The organism is Nocardia sienata NBRC 100364 (genome assembly GCF_001613205.1).
GTDB lineage: Bacteria > Actinomycetota > Actinomycetes > Mycobacteriales > Mycobacteriaceae > Nocardia > Nocardia sienata.
Map to the genome: position 1 here is coordinate 83194 of NZ_BDBX01000019.1, position 20701 is coordinate 103894.

Consider the following 20701-nt stretch of genomic DNA (forward strand, 5'->3'; position numbering starts at 1 on the left):
AAATACTTTCATTGCGCATATTCAGAAAGCTGCCGGAATCGCATTGCCGTGCCGGCATGAATTGCCATGCGCGGTCACCGGCCAAATCGCCATCTCCGAAAAAGGGATAGAACAGATGACGTTACGTCCGGTGAACGAAATACAGCACCCGCATCGACCCCGCGCGATCGGTTATCTTCGAACCGACCTCTCGCCCTATGAGGCCCGCGACATGGAAGCTATCCGTCGACTCGCCCGATGGCAGCGTCACACGCTGGTCTACGTAGTCCGACTCGGCCCCGACTCCGTCCCGGACGCCATCGGTCACGTCCTCGAGATCGTTCGCGCGACCGGCACAACAACGCTGATCACTCCCGACCTCGCGCATCTCGAAAACCACCCCGGCCGAGTCTGCGAGACCTGCGACCTCATGACGGTGTGTCCGGGGCAGCTCTGGATGAAAATTGGTACGAATCCACATGACGTTCCCCACGAACCCGTCTGGTTGCCAGAGGTCTGGCACAGCGAGCCCGACACCCGGCTGCAAATCGCAGACGCGCACCACATCATGCAGACCCACCTGGATTGCACTCCCTTGGACTGCCCCCGTAAAGCCGCCGCTTTCGCCCTCCTGGTAGAGGCCGGCAAACTCGTCCCCGCCACCCGCAGCCCCCGCGCCGTCTCTCGCGGCCTCACCTATCCGCTGGTTGGGCCGCCCACCCCGAGCACGTGCCCATCCCTCGCGATGCTGCAACGGCTACTGACTGTTCTCACGCGGGCGCGGCCATGAACACCCACGCAATCCAACAGGTCGGCGCCGATGTACACCTCACAGTCTTCCTCGACGGCCTCCGCCTCGACTACCGAGCCCACCCCACCGCCGCGGAACGCTTCCTCCAGGAGTGGACCGCACACCACGGCGCCCACACGGCTGCCGTCCTCTGTGAAGATCCGGCCGACCTCCCACGTCTCCCGTGTGAACGCCTCTACCTGGACCGCTGAAGCCTCCACGCCCAACGCTGGTGACCTCCGGCCACCCTTCCCCTGTGTTGACCCGAGCAACCAAGGGCGAACCCGGGCGCGGCTCTCGCGTCCGTCGTGGCAGGGGGGCAAAGTGTTCAATTCGGCCGACGGCTACACCGAGTTTGCGAACTCCGCGTACCTCTCCGCCAATCTATCTCGCGAGGGCTTGTCGACGGACCTATGCGGAAGGGAAATCGCCCTGCCGTGCATCTCTTGTAGCCCGTGTTTCAACATCGGGCCGTCTTCTTCTTCGAGAAGATCTCGGTTGATTTCGACCTGATAGTTCGGAGTGATTCCCAGGTAGTTGCGATCGTAGGCTGCATGATGGATTTTGCAGAGACTCAGGCCGTTGCTGACTTCAGCGTTCCCATGCGGTTTCGCGTCAGAGATGATGTGTGCTGCGTCGAGAAGGGGACCGTGCTTCAGATTGCACACCGTGCACTGACCGCTGTATGCGTGCAGGACTCTCCCGCGGAACTCAGGCTGATGTAGCCGCTGCTTGGTGATCCTCTCTGCGTACTTCTTCTCCAGCGGATGAAGATGGAGAGGGTCGTCCACGGAGAGCAGTGTTTCGTCGAGCGCGATGAGGAACCGTCTGTTCGCTGGATCGTCGGCCACCGCATAGACAGGGAAGATCGGTACAAACAGCCCCGGCTTGATCTTCCGAAGCAGAATGAACGGCAGTCGGAGTTCATAAGCTCGGCGAAGCTTCTTGTTGTCTCCGGCAGTGCTGCCCTCGCGGTACGCGTACGCAAACAGTGATTCGGTCACGTCCTCGTCCGCGTATCTACCCTGCGGGTCCGACAGGATCGACAACGTCCCGTGCATGTCAGCGGGGTTCCGGATGCCGCGACTGTGGTCAATCAGTCGATGCACCTCTCCATCGACAGTGAACCTCGAAAGTTGCTCCCGAGTGACAACTCCGGTATCGCGGGCCATCTCCTCGAGGTGGTCGAAAATCGCCTGTCGCAGAATGGTTTCAGCACTGATGTCCACCAGTGGATTCTGTCAGGCCCGATCGGCTCGTGCCCGACATCGACGCCAAAGGCTTTAGTAGACAACGAACCACGAGTCGGTCTGCGCACCGCGTGTGACTGTGGTTGGTCGGTCCCAGGGGCCCGATGGAGGCGGCGCGGCGACTATCGGGATGCTATGCCGGACGCGAACTGCCAACCGTTGGCGATGGAGGCGATGTCGTCCATCAGGAACTACTGGAGCTCGAGGGAACCGATCCAAGGGTCCCGCCGTCCAACCTTGTATCCAGTTCGGACCCCAGCGGGCCGACCGAGTCGGCCCGGTACACCGGCCGGCTGGACAGAAGGGGAGGACGCGCCATGTCGATTGATCGAGCCGCACACCAGGTGGGTGGCCGATGCGCCCGGAACGGTTTGCCTGCGGGAAGCACCCGAACCGCCCGGCTATCCGACCTCCGTGCGAGGATGAACCAGGACGAGGGAGCCAGGGAGAGAGAGGGTTCGGCCCATGGAACAGGCCACCGTGTACCGCTGGAACATCCGCAACGGGACCGGGGTGCTGTCGCGGCCCGATGGTTCACTGGCGTGGTTCCACATGTCCAGCGTCGCACAGTCCGATGTGCTGACTCTGCAGCAGGGCGACGTGGTCGACGCCGAGATCGAGAACGTACCCCAAGGGGAGTACGCCAGTCGCGCTGTATCAGTGCGACGCCACGCGCAGTAACTGTTGTTTCCTTTGTCGCGGCGATTGTCACGGCCCTGCTGGGATGGCCCGCGACTGCCGCGGCGCAGCCCGGCCATTACGATTTCCACCCCAACGACACTCGCTACCGCTACGACGGTGAGCATGGTTCGTTCACCGGCGATGTGATCTATGCCAGCCAACACCCCGATGGCGGTAACCGGCTCATCTGGTCGCTGCGTCTGTCTCCCAAGGTGCAAAGCCTCATCCAAGGTCCGATGTCATGCGGTGCCTCGGTGCACGGCAAGTCCGGCTACCACGACTCTCATCCGTCGATCCCGGCTGACTACTGGTGGCATTCGGTCGTGACAGGGCTGGCTCTGGATAAGACCTACACGTTGTACGCGAAGTGCGACTTCACGGCCACGAACGGGCACACCACCGCCCCTGGCAACGTCCAATTCACCGTCGAGTTCACCATGTACTCGGCCTGAGCGCATCCAGGCCCACTGCTCTCGTGGTCAGTGGGCCTGGGGTTGGCCGAGCGAACGTAGGTAGATGAGCGTTGCCTGGACTCGTCGATCACCGTCGAGTAGAGGAAGTTTCGCGAAGATGGCGCCGATGTGTTTGCGCACGGCGGCTTCCGAGACGGTAAGGACCTCCGCTATGCCGGAATTCGTCTTGCCCTCCGCCACCAAGGCGAGCACTTCCCTTTCGCGAGCGGTGAGATCGGCCAGGGGAGTGCGGTGCCGGCTCGACTTGACGAGGGCTCGGACGACCTCTGGGTCGACGATCGTTTCGCCCGCGGCGACCCGGGAGACGGTGTCGAGGAACTGCCGGACGTGTCCGACGCGCTCTTTCAGGAGGTACCCCACACCGGCAGTCGAATCGTCGCCGAGTAGGTCGTCGAGATAGGCGACTGAAACGTACTGTGACAGAACCACTATCGGTAGGCGTGGATCGCGACGGCGTAGTTCGGCGGCGGCGCGGAGGCCGTCGTCGGTGCCCTGTGGTGGCATCCGTACGTCGGTGATCACCAGGTCCGGCGTGTATGCCGCATACGCATGGAGGAGACCCGGTGCGTCGCCGACTGCCGCGCTCACCTCGTGCCCGGCCGAGGTGAGCACACTCTCCAGCCCGGCGCGTAGCAGCGGGCTGTCCTCGGCCAGCACGATCCGTAGTCGAGAGGGTGGGGCTGTCACACTGTGCACTCCATCCGGATGGTCGTCGGTCCGCCGGGCGGGCTGGATACCGTCAGTTGTCCGTCCAGGGCCGCGAGGCGGCGTTGCAGGCGGTCGAGGCCGTGGCCGCCCACAATGTGGGCGCCGCCCGGCCCGTCGTCGGTGATGCTCACAATCCACTGTGTACCGGTGTGGGTGCCGTGGAGGTCGACCCGGGTGGCGTCGGTGTGCCTGGCGACGTTGGTGAGGGATTCGGCGGCGAAGACGTAGGACATGTGCTCGACGGCCGGTGGTAGCCGGTTTCCCGGGCCGGACGCGTCGTCGAGGTCGATGCGGATATCGAGTGGTAGGTCCGCCGCGAGATCGATCAGCGCCGGACCCAATCCGCGTTCGGTCAGGACCCGGGGCGAGAAGCCGCGCAGGACGGCCCGCAGTTCGCTCAGGGTTTCGTCGACCTGCCGGTGGGCTTCGGCGGCGACGCGGCCTGTGGGTCCGTGCGCGTCCTGGGATTCGGCGAGGCCCAGGGTCATCGACAGGGCGACGAGCCGATGCTGGACACGGTCGTGCAGTTCGGATTCGAGAAGTTCGCGCTCGAACCCTTCTGCTTCCAGCAGCGCGGAACGGGAGTTCTCGATCCGGGCGGCTTCGCGCTGCCAACGGTCGGCGTCGGGGGTCAGCAGTGTCCGGGCCACCAGCGTTTCGAGCGCCGACCAGGCGCTGAGGAGTACCAACAGCAAGATCGCGGCGATGAACCCCGCGCCTGCGCAGATCCATGCTTCCGTCGGCTCGTCGACCACCCAGGGGCCGAGGTCGAAGTAATCACTCCGGACCAGGCGCGGCGCGGCGAGCAGGACCGCGGCGAGGATGAAACCGAACCCTGCCAGGCAGCACACCGCACCGCCGAACACAGTGGTGGCGACGAGGTAGATGGCGTGCCGGGCAGTGGGCAACCGGCGCTCGGCCGCGGCGGCCCGCACCCGGGCCGCGGCGTGGTCCGCGGTGTCGGGGTCGACGAGTCGGAGCCGAGCGCACTGGAGTCGCAGCATGGGCTCCCACAGGGCCGCCCGCAGATCGCGGGTCAGTCCGAGCAGCACTACCGGCACGAAACCGACCGCCGTGGCCGCTGTGAGGATGCCACCGCAGAGTACGGAGAGCAGCGCGCGCCACGGCCATCGGGAAATGAGGAAGCGTGGGCCGGTCCGGAGCGCGGACCCCACCGCGGTCACCGCCGGGCTCCTGCCGTTGTCGCCGGTTGCGTGCGCTGTGGGCCGCCGCGCTTCGTCGCTACGATGATCCACGCGACCACGGGCGAATATGATGCGCACATCAGCAGAGTAGTGGCGGCGCCGGAGGGGTCGGTGGTATCGGCGAACAGTTCCAGTCCCAGCGCCAGCACGAGGTTGCTCCCGCCGTGCAGCAGGGCCGGCGGCCATACCGAACCGCTGCGCGTCCACAACCAGCCGATCACGAACTCGAGTTCGATCGACAGCGGCAACCACAGCACCATGGCGAGGAACGCGTCGGCGGCGGAACCACCCGCGCCGAGATACCCCACCCAGGGCAGCGGCCAATGCCACACGCCCCAGATCGCGCCCGTCGCGAACGTGGTGAGCACAGGGCGTCCGGGCACGAGACGGTCGCGCAGATAGGTGGTCCAGCCGAATTCCTCACCGAAGAAGATCGGCGCGGCCACGACCGGGATGATCGGCGCGAGCGCCAGGAACAGCACATGACCGGAATCGAAATCTCCGGCCGCGGGACGCCATATGCCCAGCACCACCGCGAGCCCGAGCGCGAGGGCGAGAACACCGATCGGGAGCAGTGCGGCGATCAGGTACGAGCGCCACTGGCGGTCGAGCCGCAGCCGCAAACCGGCATCGGCGAAACCCTCGCGAGTGATCCACCGCCGGGTGCAGATCGCGGCGAGAGCGGGAACGAAAGCCCCGGTCAGCAGCTGAACCACCGGATTGTCGAGGGAGTATCCGACCGATCCGGCGATTCCCCACGGAATCCACGCTCCCGCGAAGGCGAGTATGAGGAACCAGAGAATGCCCTGGTGCCGTGTCCAGGTGCCGGACCCGAGCGGCTCCCGATCGGTCAACGCTGTTGTCATGCCCTCATTACAGAGCGGCTGCCGCGGGAAGTCGGTGGTGAACGGGACCGTTTCATGGTCGCGTACGCGCTACCACGGATTTCGACGGTCCGGCCAACCTGTTCGTCTCGGTGACCGGAAGCTTTGCGACGTGACGAGGTGCGCGGAGATCTAGGGTTCCAACCCGTGACCCGCAACCAGGCCTTTCCGCACCTGCTCGCTCCCGGAACCATCGGTCCCGTCACCCTGCCCAACCGCGTTGTCATGCCCGCGATGGATATGAACCTGTGCGAAGACGGTGAGATCGAGCAGGGCGATATCGAGCATTTCGTCGCCCGTGCCGCCGGTGGGACCGGGCTGATCATCACCGGTTGCTGCGCTGTCGCCTACCCGGTCGGGTGCGCGAGCACCAAGGAACCCGGTCTGTCCGAAGACCGGTTCATACCAGGCCTGAAGGCGCTGGTGGACGCGGTTCACGCCGCGGGCAGCAAGCTGTGTGTGCAGATGACGCACCACGGGAAGGTGGCTCGGATCGACACCATGGAGGGTCGCCCGCTGCTGGTTCCGTCGAAGCCGGGCGATGCCGCCGACCTGTCCGCGCTGGCGGACAACACGGGCGAAGAGTTGGCGAAGATGGGAGCCGTCACGGGTGGTAAGCAGGCCACCTATCGCGAGGCCACGCAGGACGATATCGACTGGCTGGTGCGCTGCTTCGCCGAAGCTGCCGGGCGGGTGAAGGCTGCCGGTGGCGATGCTGTCGAGATCCATTGTGCGCACGGCTACGTTCTCGGGGCCTTCTTGAGCCGGGCCGACAACAAACGCACCGATGGATACGGCGGCTCTCTGGCGAACCGGGCGCGGTTGGCTGTAGAGGTCATCCGTGCGGTGAAGGCGGAGGTCGGTGAAGCATTGGCGATCCTGGTCCGGGTAGCGGGACGTGAGTTCGGCGAGGACGACGCGCTGACCCCCGAGGAAGCCGCTGCGGCCGCGGCGCTGTTCGAGGCGGCGGGAGCGGATGCCATCCACGTCACCGGATGGGGGCGTAACCCGTTCTCCGATTTCACCGACGGTCCACTGCCCGATGAGGTCGGTGCGTATACGGAGCTTGCCGGGGTGGTGAAGAAGGCTGTCTCCATCCCGGTGATCACTGTCGGCCGAGTGCTACCGGAGGTCGGGGAGAAAGCGATCGCCGAAGGCAAGGCCGATTTCGCGGCAATGGGACGGCAGCTGCTCGCCGATCCGGAGCTGGTGAACAAGCTTGAAGCGGGGGCGCCGGAACAGATCCGTCCCTGCATCAATTGTTATGTGTGCGTCCAGGAGAACTTCTGGGACGACACCCCGGTGTGTGCGGTGAATCCCGCTCTGGGCAATGAAACGGTGCTTCCGCTGGTGCGCACTGCTGCCCCGAAGCACGTTGTCGTCGTTGGGGCGGGCCCCGGGGGACTCGAGGTCGCTCGGATAGCCGGCGAGCGCGGACACCGGGTGACGCTGCTGGACAGATCCGATCGGATCGGCGGCACACTGTGGTTCTCCAGCCTCACGACGCCGGACAATCAGCGCTTGCTGGAATGGCTGAAGACCCAGGTCGAGCGCCTGGGGGTCGATATCCGCTTGAATACCGAGGCCACGGTGCCGGTGATCGAGGCGCTGGGTGCGGATGCGGTCGTGGTGGCCACCGGTGCGGTGCGCGAGCGCCCCGCTGTTCCCGGCGGCGATCTGCCGCATGTGCACACCGGCGATACGTTGCGTGCGCTGCTGACCGGGGCCGGGGACGTCTCCCGGGTGCCGCTGTCGCTTCGGGCCATAGCCAAGCTGGGCAAGCTCTCCGGTATCACCAGGAGTCCTGCGGCGATCCGCGGTGTGACACGTAGGTTCCTGCCGATGGGCAGGGATGTCGTCGTGATCGGTGGTTCCCTCGTCGGGCTGGAGCTCGCGGAGTTCCTGGCCGAGCGTGGACGTGATGTGACGTTGCTGGAGGAAGGTCGGCAGCTCGGCGTGCCGATGGCGATGCCGCGACGTTGGACGGCCGTTCGTCGCGCGGGTGCGAAGGGGGTGACCGTGTATCGCAACGCCACGGTGCAGCGGATCACCGCGGAGTATGTCGAGTTCCGCGTCGGCGACAAGACCTCGACCGCACCGGCCGATATCGTTGTCATGGCTTCGGGTGTGTCGGCACAGGCGCCGCTGGCCGATGCACTGGCGGGTGTGGTGCCCGAGGTGCATGTGGTGGGCGACGCGGCCGCGGTCGACTACATCGAAGGGGCCATTCATACCGCGTGGAAGGTCGCTACAACCCTCGGGTAGACCGCTGGATCGTGAATCTCCGCACCGGCCGTTGTAGTCGCGCATTCCGACACCGCCGGATACCTTCGCACTTGTGACTCCCGATTTCACGACCGAAGCCGAGGCCCACACGGTCTGACGACAGTGGGTCGACGGCTTACTCCGAGGGACCGTTGCTCGACGGCAGGCCGAGCCGTGCGCCGGTCGCGACCCGTCGACCTTCGCCGCCGGTCAGTGGCCTTGTGTGTCCCTGAGGGAAAGCCGTACCGTGCCGGCCGCGAAGATCGCCACACAGACCACCGCGAAATAGATCAGCGACCCGCTTTCCCCGCCGAACATGCTCTCGATCGTCGCCAGCTGCCCCACCCCCAGTTCACCGTTCTTGAACGGCGACAGTTGTTGAAGCGCCATACCCAGGTCCCCGGGGACGAAGGTCACGAAAACCTCCACCCCGAACTTCCACAGCAGCACGATCATGACCACCAGCCCCGGCTTCGGGACCAGCGCCGCCACTCCCAATCCGAGTGCGGAGATCAGCAGCGTGTAGACCGGGACTCCGATCAGCAGCTGGATTCCGTCACCCGAGAACACTTCGACCTTGCCCCAGATCTCGGGGAACAGCTGCGGAAATGCCCACAGGACCAGAAACGTGACGACGGCGGCGGTGATCGCGGCGATGGCGCCGAAGACGATGAGTTTCGCGACCGGGAGGATCCAGCGGCGGGTTTGGATGCCGAAAACCGTCTCGATCGTGTTGTCCTTGAATTCCGCGCACAGCGAGGACACCCCGCCTGCCATGAGGATGAAGGACGAGAACACGAGAATCCAGTAGGCGGCGTTGTCGGTGTCCATACCGCCGGCACCGTTCAGTTTGTTCGCTTCGGTAGCCTTGGCGATACCGAAATTCAGGCCCAGTGGGATCACCACGGCGAGGGGGACGACGGCGTACCAGATCGGGCTGCGCCAGGAGAGTTTCGCGAGTTCGCTGCGGACGGACCGAACGAGGTAGGCGGCGATCATCGGGCGCCTCCGGTGGCGGCGTATTCCACACTGTCCGCGGTGATTTCGACATACGCCGATTCCAAGGGGCGTGGTCCCGACCCTGCCGCCACCAGTTCGTCCTTACTCGTATCGGAAAGCACTTTGCCCTTGCCCATGATGACCACGCGGGTGCCGGTGATCTCGACTTCGGTGAGGTTGTGGGAGGCCACGAGCAGGCATTTGCCTTCGGTGGCCAGGCCGAGGAGTAGTTCGCGCAACCAGATGATGCCTTCGATGTCCAGGCCGTTGGCCGGTTCGTCGAGGACCAGTGTTTTCGGGTCGCCGAGCAGGGCCGCGGCGATGCCCAGGCGTTGCAGCATGCCGTAGGAGAATTCGCCGACGGGTCGATTCGCGACCCGGTCCAGGCCGACTCGGTCCAGGACCGGGCCGACATTCGAGGTGGGCAGGCCACCGAGGCGGGATTGCCAGCGGAGATGTTGTGCGGCGGTGTGGCCGGGGTTGCGCGCGAAAGCGCCCAGACCGAATCCGATTTCGGTGATGGCCTTGCGGAAATCGCGTAATCCGCTGCCGTTCACCGATATCGTGCCGGAACTGGTGCGTGTCAGGCCGGCGATCATGCGCATCACGGTGGTTTTCCCGGCACCGTTCGGCCCGAGCAGATAGGTTATCGAGCCCGGCTCGGCCTCGAAGGTGACGTCGTCGACGGCGAGTTTCTCACCGAAGCGTTTGGAAACGCCACGAACGCTGATCATGGGAAATCCTGGGTGACTGGTGCCGGATACCGCCGGGAATGAAGTTCCGGAGGTCATTTCAAAAGTGCGTGCGTACACCCGGGCGGAGCGGTCCTGGATCGAATGATCCGCGGTCGCTCCGCCCGAGTGTGTTCGAACTCAGTAGCCGAAGGAGGGGTTACCCTGGCACTGCATCTCCTGGCAGGTGGCCTTCCAGTCGAACTTCCACAGGCCGCCCTCGCGGATGTAGTGGTACAGGACGCTCTGGGCGGGGAAGCCGGCCATCACACCGTGCACGGTGACGGACATGGTGTTACCGGAGACGTTGACCGGGGCGATGGCGCGACCCTGGATGGAGAAGAAATCCATGGTCTTACTGCCCTCCATGACCTGTTCGAGGGCGGGGCGGGCGGACGGCCCGTTGTAGCTCACTTCGATCTTGGGCTCCATGCCGATATTCGGGTTCCAGAACGCGGCGAACTGCTTCTCGATCTGCGCCAGGCTCGGGACCTCGTCTCGGACGTAGAGATCCGAGGCCTGGGAGGCCCGGATGGAGAAATCGGCCGACGCCGGCTGCGTCAGGCCGAATCCCATGAGCGCGGTGAGAATACAGACAGCGGCGATTCTGATGAATTTGGACATGACGGCCCCTTCTAAGACCAACCTGCGAAGCGAGGCGACGGGGGCGGTGTCCGCGGTGGTGCGTACCTCGTCCGCCCGGCGCCGCCGGGTGGGTGAACGCAGGGCGAAACCCACTCGGGTAATGCGAAACGCTAGCGACCGGTCTTAGGTTAGTCAATCCTAAGTGTTAGATCGGGGGTTCGGATCACGCGCATCGCAGGGGGCCGATGGCCACCCGGCCGTTCCTGCTTCGCAGGCTGCCCTGCAACCCTCATCGGGAACGGCCGGGTGGCGCCGTGCGGTTGGACGGGCCACACGGGGTCTCGGGTCGGGTGTCAACGACCGGTGTTCAGATAGTTGCGCCACCCTCCATACTCGGTGATATCTATTGCGTCGCGGGCGGATTCGTAGTCGCAGGCGAAGCCGGTGACCCAGCGCCCGGAATCCAGTTCCACCTTTCCCAGGGTCATCGGCGCCGGTAGGTTGCTCAGGAAGGTCCCGAGCGCCGCCGGGGAGAGCCGGTACAGTTCGCCGGGCAGCGCGCGGCCGGAGTCCGCGCCGACCCGGAGCATGCCGGGTTTGGGTGGTTCGGCGGGCAGTGCGACCATGCGGTACGCCGCCGAGGTGGTGACCTCACCGAGGAATCGGGCCTGCGCCTGCTCCAACTGGTGATGCAGGGGCAGGCCGCGCAGATGTGCGCCGACGACCAGGAGGTCGGTGCCGGCCCCGGTCAGCAGCGGGGCGGGCGAATCCAGCAGCCGGGCGGCCAGATCGATACCGACCTGGTCGGCGAACGCCGGGGTGAGCAGCATGACGCCGAAGGGGTCGCCCGCCGTGGTCTTCTCGCCCGGGACCGCGACCGCGGCCAGATCGAGGAGGTTGCAGAAGTTGGTGAAGGTACCCATCCGGCTGTTGATCGCCACGGGTTCGGCGGTGACCGCGGCGATGGTCGGATGCTCGGTGGTGGTGGGCAGGAGCAGGGCGGGATACTCGGCGAACAGCCGGCGCGCGGCGGCGGCCGCGACGGCGAGACGACCGAGGTCGGTGACGTATTCGTGGGCGGCGGGCCGCGCCGCGCCCGCGACGATCCGCGCGACCACCGGATCGGCGCCCTCCGGTTCGCCGGCCAGGAATTCGCCCATCGCGGCGTAGCGCTGGGCCACGATGGCACCGTCGTAGAGGAGTGTGGCGGCGTCGAGCAGTTCGCCGATATCGACCGTGGCGACCTCGCCGCCGCCGGCCCGCCAGCGCGCGACGGTGGCGTCGAAGGCGGCACGGTAGGCGGGGGAGAGGGCGGACAGATTGTGGTCGGCGGGGACCGCGAGGGTGGCCCGGGCAGGGGCACCCAGCGGGAGGTCGGCGGGCCAGGCGCGGGAACGGGGGTCGGCGGGGTCGGGGCCGATCATGGCGGCGGTCACCTCGGTGGCGAGGGCCAGATCGCGGGCGAAAACGGTGACCGCGTCGTAGTCGGGGCAGGCGGGGGCGACACCGGTGGTGGAGACCAGGCCGAGGGTCGGTTTGACGCCCACGACCCCGTTCAGCGCGGCCGGTACCCGGCCGGACCCCGCGGTATCGGTGCCCAGCGCCGCGTCGACCATGCCGAGTGCGACGGCGACGGCCGAGCCGGAGCTGCTGCCGCCGGAGACACGGTCGGGGAACAGGGCGTTGCGGACCGCGCCGTAGGGGCTGCGGGTGCCCACCAGACCGGTGGCGAACTGGTCGAGATTGGTCTTACCGAGAACGAGCGCGCCTTGATCGATCAGCCGGGCCACAGCGGGAGCAGTGTGCTGCGGCGTCGTGCCGAAACCCGGGCAGGCGCAAGTGGTGGGGATACCGGCGACGTCGATATTGTCCTTCACCGCGAGGAGCACCCCGGCCAGCGGTAGCCGCTCACCCCGCGCGAGCCGGGTGTCGAGCGCGGCGGCCTCGGCCGCGACCTCCACCTCGGCGCGCAAGGTGATCCAGATTTCGGGGCGATCGTGCTCGCGGATGGTCCGGTAGGCGCGGGCGACCTTGTCGGCGATGCTCACCGTCGTATTCGTCACCGGCTCCGCCAGCGGTAGTTGCTCCATTGTCATGCCGCTCCTTTTTCTTCGATGGCGACCAAGGGCGCGCCGGTGGTGACTTGGTCGCCTGCCGCGACGGTGATCGTGTGCACGGTGCCGGAAACCTCGGCGACCACCGGCAGCTCCATCTTCATGGCCTCCAGCACGAGCAAGGTGGTGCCGGCCTCGACGTGCTCGCCAGGGGTGACCTCGACCCGCCAGACATTGGCCATCATGGGCGCCGCCACGAGATGGGCGCCCGCGGGCAGGTCGAGATCCTCGACGCATTCGGGTTCGGCGACGAGATCGGCCTGGGCGCTCAGTTCACCACTGGCCTCCCAGCGCTGTCGTTCGGCGGTGAACGCGGCCTGCCGGCGTTCTTCGGTGGCGGCGATATCGGTCGCGTTGTCCCGCAGGAACCCGAGGTGCTCGGCCATGGCGAATTCGCCGACACTCGTGCGCATCTCGTAACGGCCCGCGGCCATATCGGCGCGCAGGGCCGGCAGTTCCTCGGCCGCGACCGGATACCAGCTGATGCGGTCGAAGAAACGGAACAGCCACGGCTTGCCGGCCTCGAAAGGCGCGCGCTGGCGGTAACCCGACCAGATCGGGACGGTGCGGCCGACGAGCTGGTAGCCACCCGGGGATTCCATCCCGTAGACGCAGAGGTACTTGCCACCGATACCCACCGCGTCGGACGGGGTCCAGGTGCGGGCGGGGTTGTACTTGGTGGTCACCAGGCGGTGGCGGGGGTCGAGCGGGACGGCCAGCGGTGCGCCGAGGTAGACGTCGCCGAGACCGAGCACCATGTACTGGGCGGCGAAGACGATATCGCGCACTTCGTCGATACTGTCCAGCCCGTTGATCCGGCGGATGAACTCGATATTCGACGGCAACCAGGGGGCTTCGGGGCGGACACCGCGACCGTAGCGTTCGATGGCCTGCCCGATGGTGGGGTCGTCGAAGGACAGCGGGAGTTCGATATGGCGGCTCGGGACCCGCAGATCGGCGGTATCGGGGATATCGTCCTCGAGTTCGCCGAGCAGCCGGACCACGGTGCGCTGGTCGATGACGTCGGGGTCGAAGTGCAGGTGCAGCGAGCGCACCCCGGGGGTGATATCGACCAGGCCGGGGATGGACGCCTGTTCGAGGCGGTCGCTCAAGGCGTGTACGCGCATCCGCAGACCCAGATCGAGTTCCCTCGGGCCGTATTCGATCAGCACGTTGTCGTCGCCGCCACGCAGGTATTTCACCTCGGGGGTACCGCTTCCGGCGTCGCGGCGGCCCAGGACACCGTTGTCCTGCTCCCGGGACCCGAGGAGTTCGGGAGTGGGCAGGCCGCGGCCGCGCAGAGCGGACGAGGAGCGGAGCGCGCCGGTGCGGTCGTCGCCGACCGGGACGAAACGCACCTGGTCACCGGGGCGCATCTGGCCGAGTTTCCAGCGGTGCGCGGAGATCACGGTGAGCGGGCAGGCGAAACCGCCCAGGCTGGGGCCGTCGGGGCCGAGCAGGATCGGGGTGTCGCCGGAGAGGTTGAGCGCGCCGACGCTGTACGGGCAGTCGTGCAGGTTGGACGGGTGCAGGCCGGCGTCGCCGCCGTCGGTACGCGACCAGGTCGGGTTCGGGCCGGCCAGACGCAGGCCGGTGCGGTTGGCATGGGCCTGCACCTGCCACGTGGCGTCGTAGAACTGTGCTATATCGGCGGATGTGAAATAGTCCGGCGCGGGCTGCGGGCCCTCCCCGACGCCGACATACCAGGTGTGGCCGAATTCGGGGCGTTCGTCGGCCGGGATCGGCGCGGGCTCCAGCAGACCACCGGCGTCGGGTTTGAGGCCGAGGATATCGCCGGTCGCCACGGCGCGGCCGGTGATACCACCGAATGCGCCGAGGGTGAAAGTCGCGGCGCTGCCGTGGTAGTCGGGGGCGAGGATGCCGCCGCGAACGGCGAGATAGGTGCGCAGTCCGGTGTCGTGGGGCGCGCCGATATCGAGGACCGAACCGGCGGGGACGGTGACCGGCTCCCACATCGGCACCGGCCGATCGTCCACGGTGACAGGTGCTTGGGCCCCCGTGACGCAGACGATGGTGGTGTCGGTGCAGCGGATCCGCGGACCCAGCAGTGTGGCCTCGAGACCGTTCTCACCCAGCGAGTTCCCGACCGCCTGGTTGGCGAGCCGGAAGGACAGATCGTCGAAGGCGCCCGACGGCGGGATACCGACGTTCCAGAGTCCCAGGCGGCCGGGGAAATCCTGGATGGTGGTGGAAACACCGGCGCGCAGGATCTCCAGGCGGGGGCGGATGGTGGCCAGGCTGCCGAGGGTCGAAGTGGTGTGCCGGGCGTCGAGCATGGGGGAGCTGGTGGCGGCGGCGCGCAATTGGGGCAGGTTGGTGGTGATACCGAACATGCGGGTCGCGTCGAGCGCGGCGCGCAGGCGGTGCAGGGCCTCGGTCCGGCTCTCCCCGGAGGTGATGATCTTGGCGATCAGCGGGTCGTAATAGGGGCTGATCTCGGTACCGGTCTCGACCCAGGTTTCCACCCGGGCCGCCGCGGCGGGGATCTCGACACCGGTGAGGGTGCCCGCGCCGGGCCGGTAGTCGTTGCCGGGGTCCTCGGCATAGACGCGGGCCTCCACCGCGTAGCCGGTGATCGGCGGGCCGGCGTCGGGGATCTCGTCGAGGAACGCGGAGTCGCCACCGGCCAGGCGCAGCATCCATTCGACGATGTCCACGCCGGTGACGGCCTCGGTGACCGGATGCTCCACCTGCAAGCGGGTGTTCACCTCGAGGAACGAGGCCTCCCCGCGGTCGACGTCGTAGAGGAACTCGACCGTCCCCGCGGAACGGTAACCGACGTCACCGAGCAGCTTCCGGCTCGATTCGAGGAGTTGTTCGCTCACGGTGTAGGGCAGACCGGGCGCGGGCGCCTCTTCGATGACCTTCTGGTTGCGCCGCTGCAGACTGCAGTCGCGGGTGCCCAGGGATAGGGCGCGACCGCGGCCGTCGCCGAAGATCTGCACCTCCACATGGCGCGCCCGGGCGACGAACCGCTCCAGGTACACCGCGGTGGAGCCGAAATTGTTCTGCGCCAGCCGGATCACCCGCTGGTAGGCGTCGGTGAGTTCGCCGGGACCGGCGCACGCGGCCATTCCGATACCGCCGCCACCCCCGGCCGCCTTGAGCATCACCGGGTATCCGATCCGCTCGGCCTCCGCCAGCGCTTCGTCGAGCCCGGTGAGCAGACCGCTCCCGTCGACCAGCGGCACACCCGCCGCTGCGGCGGCCCGGCGGGCACTGTGTTTGTCCCCGAAGAGCCGCAGATGGTCGGCGGCCGGTCCCACGAACGCGATCCCCGCGGCCTCCACCTCCGCCGCGAAGTCCGCGTTCTCGGAGAGGAACCCGTAGCCGGGGTGGACGGCGGTGGCGCCGGTGGACAGCGCCGCCTCGATCACCGCGTCCGCGCGCAGATACGACTCGGCGGCCGGGGCGGGGCCGAGCCGGACCGCGCGATCGGCCATCCGCACATGCCGCGCACCCTCGTCGGCATCGGAGAACACCGCGACCGTCTCGATCCCCAGCCGCCGGGCGGTACGCAGGATGCGGCAGGCGACCTCACCGCGGTTGGCGATCAGCAGGCATTCGGGGAGCGGCGTATGCAGCGGTGTATACAACTGCGGGGCGGTCTCGGTCACGGTCGATCCTCTCGGCGTGGACAGTGCGGCTACCGGAGCAGCCGGGGATTTCAGGTCTTGGTCGCGCGGGCCATGCGGGTCAGCTGGAGTACCTGACCGGCGCGGTCGGCCACCACGCGGCGGGACTGGTCGATATGGGCGAGGAGTTGCTCGCGGGCGCCGGTGAGATCACGGTCGAGGACGGCCTCGCCGATGGCGATGTGTTCCTCGATGGTCGCGAGCATGCGGTCGGGGGTCAGGTAGTCGAACATCCGGACGGGGCGTATCCGGGCGTTCACCGTTTTCAGGGCGTCGGTGAGGGCGTGGTTGCCGGAGGAATCGAGCAGGACGGTGTGGAACTGTTCGTCGGCGACCACGAAACCGGCGTCCGGGGCCGGGGGCGCGGTGCGGAAGGCGCGCCAGCGGTCGATCTCGGGTCCGAGGACGGCGCGGTCGTGGCCGAGTTCCGGATCGTCGAGGACGCGGGCGATGCCCTGCGCTTCCAGGGTGATCCGCAGTTCGTAGTAGTCGCCCAGGGTGTCCAGGCGCGGCCGGTAGGGGAACAGTCCGGCGTCGTGGCGTTCCACCAGGCCATCGGCCTGCAACCGGGCCAGCGCCTCGCGGACCGGGGTCCGCGAGACACCGTAGCGTTCGGCCAGCCGTTCCTCGCCGAGCCGCTCCTCCGGCGCCAGCGCACCGGTCATGAGTTCGTCGCGCAGCGACTTGTACACGGTGTCGCTGCGTGATTCGCGTTTGCTTCGTGGTTCGGTCACGACGCGCAGCCTAGAGAGTCATGGCGGCGCGAACGGTTTCCACCGCCCCGGCGCCGCCCTCCCCGGTAGAGGTGACCCGGCCGCTCTCCAGCACGTAGTACCGGCTCGCGGCCCGCAGAGCGAAACCGATGTGCTGTTCCACCAGCAGCACCCCGAGCCCACCGCGTTTCACCAGCTCGGTGATGGTGTTCTCGATCTCGGCCACCACCGACGGCTGGATGCCCTCGGTGGGTTCGTCGAGGATCAGCATGCGCGGCTCGGTGATCAGCGCCCGGGCGATCGCCAGCTGCTGGCGCTGTCCCCCGGAGAGCAACCCGGCCCGGCGGTCGAGCAGCTCCTTCAACGCGGGGAACAGATCCAGCTGTTCGTCGATCAGTGCCCGGCCGCGTTTGCGGCCGTCGGCCACCACCCGCAGGTTCTCGGCGGTGGTGAGATGACCGAAGCACTGCTGTCCCTGCGGGACATAGGCCAATCCGCGCCTGACCCGGGCGCTGGGCCGCAGCCCGGTGATATCGGCCCCGTCGAAACGGATGGTGCCGCGGTGGGCCCGCACCAGGCCGACCGCCGCGCGCAGCAGGGTGGTCTTCCCGGCGCCGTTGTGGCCCATGATCGCCGCTACGCCGTCGGCCGGTACCTCTATCCCGGCCCCGTGCACGACCTCGGTGCGACCGTAACCGGTGTGGATGTCGATGAGTTCCAGCATCGCGGTCACCCTTCGTTGTCGTCGGCGGTCCGCCGGGAGCTCGCGCGGTCCCGGGGTGTGGTCGACCCGCGGTGACCGTTCGACGCGGGTGTCTCCCCGGCGTGGTCACGTCGTGGCACCTCCGCCGGATCGGGTTCGCTCACGCCTTCCTGCCCGGCGGCCGCCGCGGTCCCCAGGTACGCCTCTTGCACGGCCGGATCCGCCTGTACCTGCGCCACCGTTCCCTCGGCAAGGACCGCGCCGCGGGCCAGCACCGTCACCGAGGTGGCGAAACTGCGCATGAAGTCCATATCGTGTTCGACCACCACGACCGTGCGTTCGCCACCGATGCGGCGCAACAGGTTCCCCGTTTCCTCGCGTTCCTCCTGGCTCATCCCGGCGACCGGTTCGTCCAGCAGCAGGACCGAGGCATCCTGGACGAGCAGCATGCCGATCTCGAGCCACTGTTTCTGGCCGTGGGCCAGCGTTCCGGCGGGTTTGTCGCGCAGCGCGGTGAGACCGATCGTCTCCAGGGCTTGTTCGATCGACGCGGAGACCGCGGCCGGCCGGCGCCGCAGCATGGTCCGGACCGAACGACCCGCCCCCGCGGCGATATCGAGGTTCTGCAGTACCGACAGTTCCTCGAACACGCTCGCGGTCTGGAAGGTGCGGCCCACGCCCAGGCGGGCGATCTGGTGCACTTTCTTGCCGAGCAGTTCGACCCCGGATTTCTGCACCGACCCGGTCGCCGGGACCAGACCGGTGATCGCGTCGATCATGGTCGTCTTCCCGGCGCCGTTGGGGCCGATGAGGAACCGCAGATCACCCTGGAAGAGCGTCAGGTCCACATTCGACACCGCCGTGAAGCCGTCGAATTCGACGCTGAGCCCACGGACCTCGAGGTAATCGCTGTGCATACCGGCGTTACCGCCGGTCACCGGAGCTCTTACCGTGGCTGTCTCGGTCATGACACTCCTACCGGGGTAGCGGGTGCGGGGTCCGGTGTCCGGGCGGGCGGCGGATTCTTTTTCTCGCCGGTACGGCGTTTCCGCCGCACCAGGGTCACCAGGCCCGCCAGACCGGCCGGGAAGAAGCCGACCACGATGATGAAGAGGACGCCCTGCGCGTACACCCAGCCGGAGGGGAAGTTCTCCGACAGGCCGGTCTGCGCCCAGGCCACCGCGATCGCGCCGAGCACCGGACCGAGCAGGGTGGTGCGTCCGCCGATGGCGACACCGGTCAGGAAGGCGATGGAGGGAACGATCCCGATATCGGCGGGGGAGACGATTCCGACGATCGGCACGAACAGCGCGCCGGCGATACCGGCGAACAACGCCGCCACCGCATAGGCGACGACCTTCACATTCGCGGGGTCGTAGCCGAGGAAGCGCACACGCTCCTCCTGATCGCGTACCGCGACCAGCAGTTCGCCGTACCGGCTGTACATCAGCTGCCGGGTCGTCGCGACGATCACCAGCAGGGTCGCGGCCGCGATGAAGAACAGCAGCCGCCGGTTCACCGGGTCGTTGAGGGCCAGTCCGAAGAAACTGCGGAACCGGTTGAGGCCGTTACTCCCGCCGGTGGACTGCTGACCCACCAGCAGGATGGCGAAGGCCGCGGCCAGCGCCTGCGACAGGATCGCGAAATAGGCGCCCTTGACCTTGCGTTTGAACACACCCAGCCCGAGCAGCACCGCCACCAGCGGCGGCACGATCACGATGCCCAGGATCGTCAGCACCGGCGAGGTGAACGGGACCCAATAGCCGGGCAGCTCACGAATACCGGCGATCTGCATGAAATCCGGGACGTCGTCACCACGCAGCTGCGCGTCGGAGATCTTGAGATGCATCGCCATGATGTAGGCGCCGAGGCCGAAGAACACACCCTGTCCGAGGGTGAGCATGCCGCCCCGGCCCCACGCCAATCCGATACCCACCGCGACGATGCCGAAGCACAGGAACTTGCCGAGCAGGTTGAGCCGGAAGTCCGAGAGCACCGCGGGCGCCACCGCGAACAGCAGCACTGCGGCGATCGCGAAACCCGAATAGACCTTCCAGCGGGTGGTCAGGAATTCCCTCATACCAGACTCCTCGACCGGATCGTGAACAATCCCTGCGGGCGTACCTGCAGGAAGACCACGATGACGACGAATACGATCACCTTCGCGACCGAGGCCGTGGTGCTGTATTCGATGAACGAGTTCAACAGTCCGAGCGCCACCGCGGCCAGGACCGCGCCGCGGATCTGCCCGAGCCCGCCGATGACGACCACCAGGAAGGCGTCCACCAGATAGGTGGTGCCGGTATTGGAACTGGTGGAGCCGATCAGCGTCAGCGCCACACCCGCCACCCCGGCGAGCCCGGACCCGATGAAGAACGTCGTGATATCGGTGCCGCGGCTGGAGATCCCGCTGGTTTCGGCGAGATCACGATGCTGCACCACGGCCCGGATGCGCCGGCCCATCGCGGTGTACTTCATCGTCACCGCGACAGCCGTCACGCACAGCACCGCGAGCAGCATGATGAAGATCCGCGTCCTGGGCACCACCGCGCCCAGGATCTCCACCCCGCCACCGAGCCATTCCGGGGTCACCACGCGGACCGCGGGCGCGCCGAAGATGTCCCGGGCCGCCTGCTGCAGGATCAAACCGACGCCGAAGGTCACCAGCAGGGTGTCCAGTGGTCTGTCGTACATCCGCTTGATCAGCGTCACCTCCAGGGCGACACCCATGAGTCCGCCGACCACGAATCCGATCAGCAGCGAGACGATCAGCGAGACCTCGGCGTCGGCGACCAGGTACTCCTGCACCGTGTAGGCGGTGTAGGAGCCGGCCATGATGAACGCGCCGTGGGCCATATTGATCACGCCCATCTGACCGAAGGTCAGCGACAGCCCCAGGGCCGCCAGCAGCAGGATGGAACCCAGGCTCAAGCCGGTGAACAGCTGCCCGACCAGTGCTTCCACG

At 67.1% G+C, this 20701-nt stretch carries 19 protein-coding genes; 5 read left to right on the forward strand and 14 right to left on the reverse strand.

Translation table 11 applies throughout. From position 1 onward, the window contains the following. Positions 1 to 115: 115 nt before the first annotated feature. Both NS4_RS32175 and NS4_RS31465 read left to right on the forward strand, forming a co-directional pair. Positions 116 to 769, forward strand: coding sequence for a hypothetical protein (locus tag NS4_RS32175; protein ID WP_157106015.1), 654 nt, complete (start codon positions 116 to 118; stop codon positions 767 to 769). Next, positions 766 to 981: a hypothetical protein gene (locus NS4_RS31465; protein ID WP_084487139.1), complete on the forward strand. Its 216-nt coding sequence runs from the start codon at positions 766 to 768 to the stop codon at positions 979 to 981. Before NS4_RS32175 ends, NS4_RS31465 begins: the two co-directional genes overlap by 4 nt. Before the next feature lie 132 nt (positions 982 to 1113). On the opposite strand, the gene NS4_RS12010 is transcribed toward NS4_RS31465, so the two are convergent. Beyond that, positions 1114 to 1998: an HNH endonuclease gene (locus NS4_RS12010; RefSeq protein WP_245665306.1), complete on the reverse strand. Its 885-nt coding sequence runs from the start codon at positions 1996 to 1998 to the stop codon at positions 1114 to 1116. Positions 1999 to 2484: 486 nt separating this feature from the next. Here NS4_RS12010 and NS4_RS12015 point away from each other — a divergent pair, with 486 nt between their 5' ends. Then, the gene (locus tag NS4_RS12015; protein ID WP_063059602.1) at positions 2485 to 2700 is read left to right on the forward strand and encodes a cold shock domain-containing protein; all 216 of its coding nucleotides are present in this window, start codon (positions 2485 to 2487) and stop codon (positions 2698 to 2700) included. Between the two features lie 143 nt (positions 2701 to 2843). Beyond that, positions 2844 to 3152, forward strand: a complete 309-nt coding sequence (locus NS4_RS12020) for a hypothetical protein (RefSeq protein WP_063059603.1) — start codon at positions 2844 to 2846, stop codon at positions 3150 to 3152. A 27-nt stretch (positions 3153 to 3179) separates the two neighbouring features. On the opposite strand, the gene NS4_RS12025 is transcribed toward NS4_RS12020, so the two are convergent. Genes NS4_RS12025 through NS4_RS12035 form a run of 3 tightly spaced genes read right to left on the reverse strand, consistent with a single transcriptional unit; the run spans position 3180 to position 5952 of the window. Next, on the reverse strand, positions 3180 to 3860 hold the full coding sequence (locus tag NS4_RS12025) for a response regulator transcription factor (protein WP_063059604.1): 681 nt from the start codon (positions 3858 to 3860) through the stop codon (positions 3180 to 3182). Further along, a complete protein-coding gene (locus NS4_RS12030) occupies positions 3857 to 5065 on the reverse strand; it encodes a sensor histidine kinase (RefSeq protein ID WP_063059605.1) in 1209 nt (402 codons plus the stop codon). The genes NS4_RS12025 and NS4_RS12030 overlap by 4 nt, the downstream gene beginning before the upstream one ends. Next, positions 5062 to 5952: a CPBP family intramembrane glutamic endopeptidase gene (locus NS4_RS12035; protein WP_063059606.1), complete on the reverse strand. Its 891-nt coding sequence runs from the start codon at positions 5950 to 5952 to the stop codon at positions 5062 to 5064. Before NS4_RS12035 ends, NS4_RS12030 begins: the two co-directional genes overlap by 4 nt. Positions 5953 to 6117: 165 nt before the next feature. On the opposite strand from NS4_RS12035, the gene NS4_RS12040 reads away from it, so the two are divergent. Beyond that, positions 6118 to 8235: an oxidoreductase gene (locus NS4_RS12040; RefSeq protein WP_063059690.1), complete on the forward strand. Its 2118-nt coding sequence runs from the start codon at positions 6118 to 6120 to the stop codon at positions 8233 to 8235. Between the two features lie 210 nt (positions 8236 to 8445). Here NS4_RS12040 and NS4_RS12045 read toward each other — a convergent pair whose 3' ends face one another. The 10 genes from NS4_RS12045 to urtB all read right to left on the reverse strand — a co-directional run bounded on the left by NS4_RS12045 (position 8446) and on the right by urtB (position 20700). Further along, on the reverse strand, positions 8446 to 9234 hold the full coding sequence (locus NS4_RS12045) for an ABC transporter permease (RefSeq protein ID WP_063059607.1): 789 nt from the start codon (positions 9232 to 9234) through the stop codon (positions 8446 to 8448). Next, entirely contained in the window at positions 9231 to 9968 is a 738-nt protein-coding gene (locus NS4_RS12050) for an ABC transporter ATP-binding protein (RefSeq protein WP_063059608.1), read from the reverse strand. The genes NS4_RS12045 and NS4_RS12050 overlap by 4 nt, the downstream gene beginning before the upstream one ends. Before the next feature lie 138 nt (positions 9969 to 10106). Continuing rightward, complete coding sequence (locus NS4_RS12055) at positions 10107 to 10589, reverse strand: MTB12 C-terminal domain-containing protein (RefSeq protein WP_063059691.1); 483 nt, start codon at positions 10587 to 10589, stop codon at positions 10107 to 10109. Between the two features lie 314 nt (positions 10590 to 10903). After that, complete coding sequence (gene atzF, locus NS4_RS12060; RefSeq protein ID WP_063059609.1) at positions 10904 to 12646, reverse strand: allophanate hydrolase; 1743 nt, start codon at positions 12644 to 12646, stop codon at positions 10904 to 10906. Further along, positions 12643 to 16302: an urea carboxylase gene (gene uca, locus NS4_RS12065; RefSeq protein ID WP_245665308.1), complete on the reverse strand. Its 3660-nt coding sequence runs from the start codon at positions 16300 to 16302 to the stop codon at positions 12643 to 12645. The genes atzF and uca overlap by 4 nt, the downstream gene beginning before the upstream one ends. Before the next feature lie 50 nt (positions 16303 to 16352). Then, entirely contained in the window at positions 16353 to 17054 is a 702-nt protein-coding gene (locus NS4_RS12070) for a GntR family transcriptional regulator (protein ID WP_281218952.1), read from the reverse strand. 10 nt (positions 17055 to 17064) lie between these two features. Beyond that, positions 17065 to 17757, reverse strand: a complete 693-nt coding sequence (gene urtE, locus NS4_RS12075) for an urea ABC transporter ATP-binding subunit UrtE (protein WP_063059694.1) — start codon at positions 17755 to 17757, stop codon at positions 17065 to 17067. 5 nt (positions 17758 to 17762) lie between these two features. Next, on the reverse strand, positions 17763 to 18704 hold the full coding sequence (gene urtD / locus NS4_RS12080; protein WP_084487140.1) for an urea ABC transporter ATP-binding protein UrtD: 942 nt from the start codon (positions 18702 to 18704) through the stop codon (positions 17763 to 17765). Next, a complete protein-coding gene (urtC, locus tag NS4_RS12085; protein WP_063059610.1) occupies positions 18701 to 19816 on the reverse strand; it encodes an urea ABC transporter permease subunit UrtC in 1116 nt (371 codons plus the stop codon). The genes urtD and urtC overlap by 4 nt, the downstream gene beginning before the upstream one ends. Then, positions 19813 to 20700, reverse strand: coding sequence for an urea ABC transporter permease subunit UrtB (urtB, locus tag NS4_RS12090; protein WP_063059611.1), 888 nt, complete (start codon positions 20698 to 20700; stop codon positions 19813 to 19815). The genes urtC and urtB overlap by 4 nt, the downstream gene beginning before the upstream one ends. Between the last annotated feature and the right edge of the window lies 1 nt (position 20701).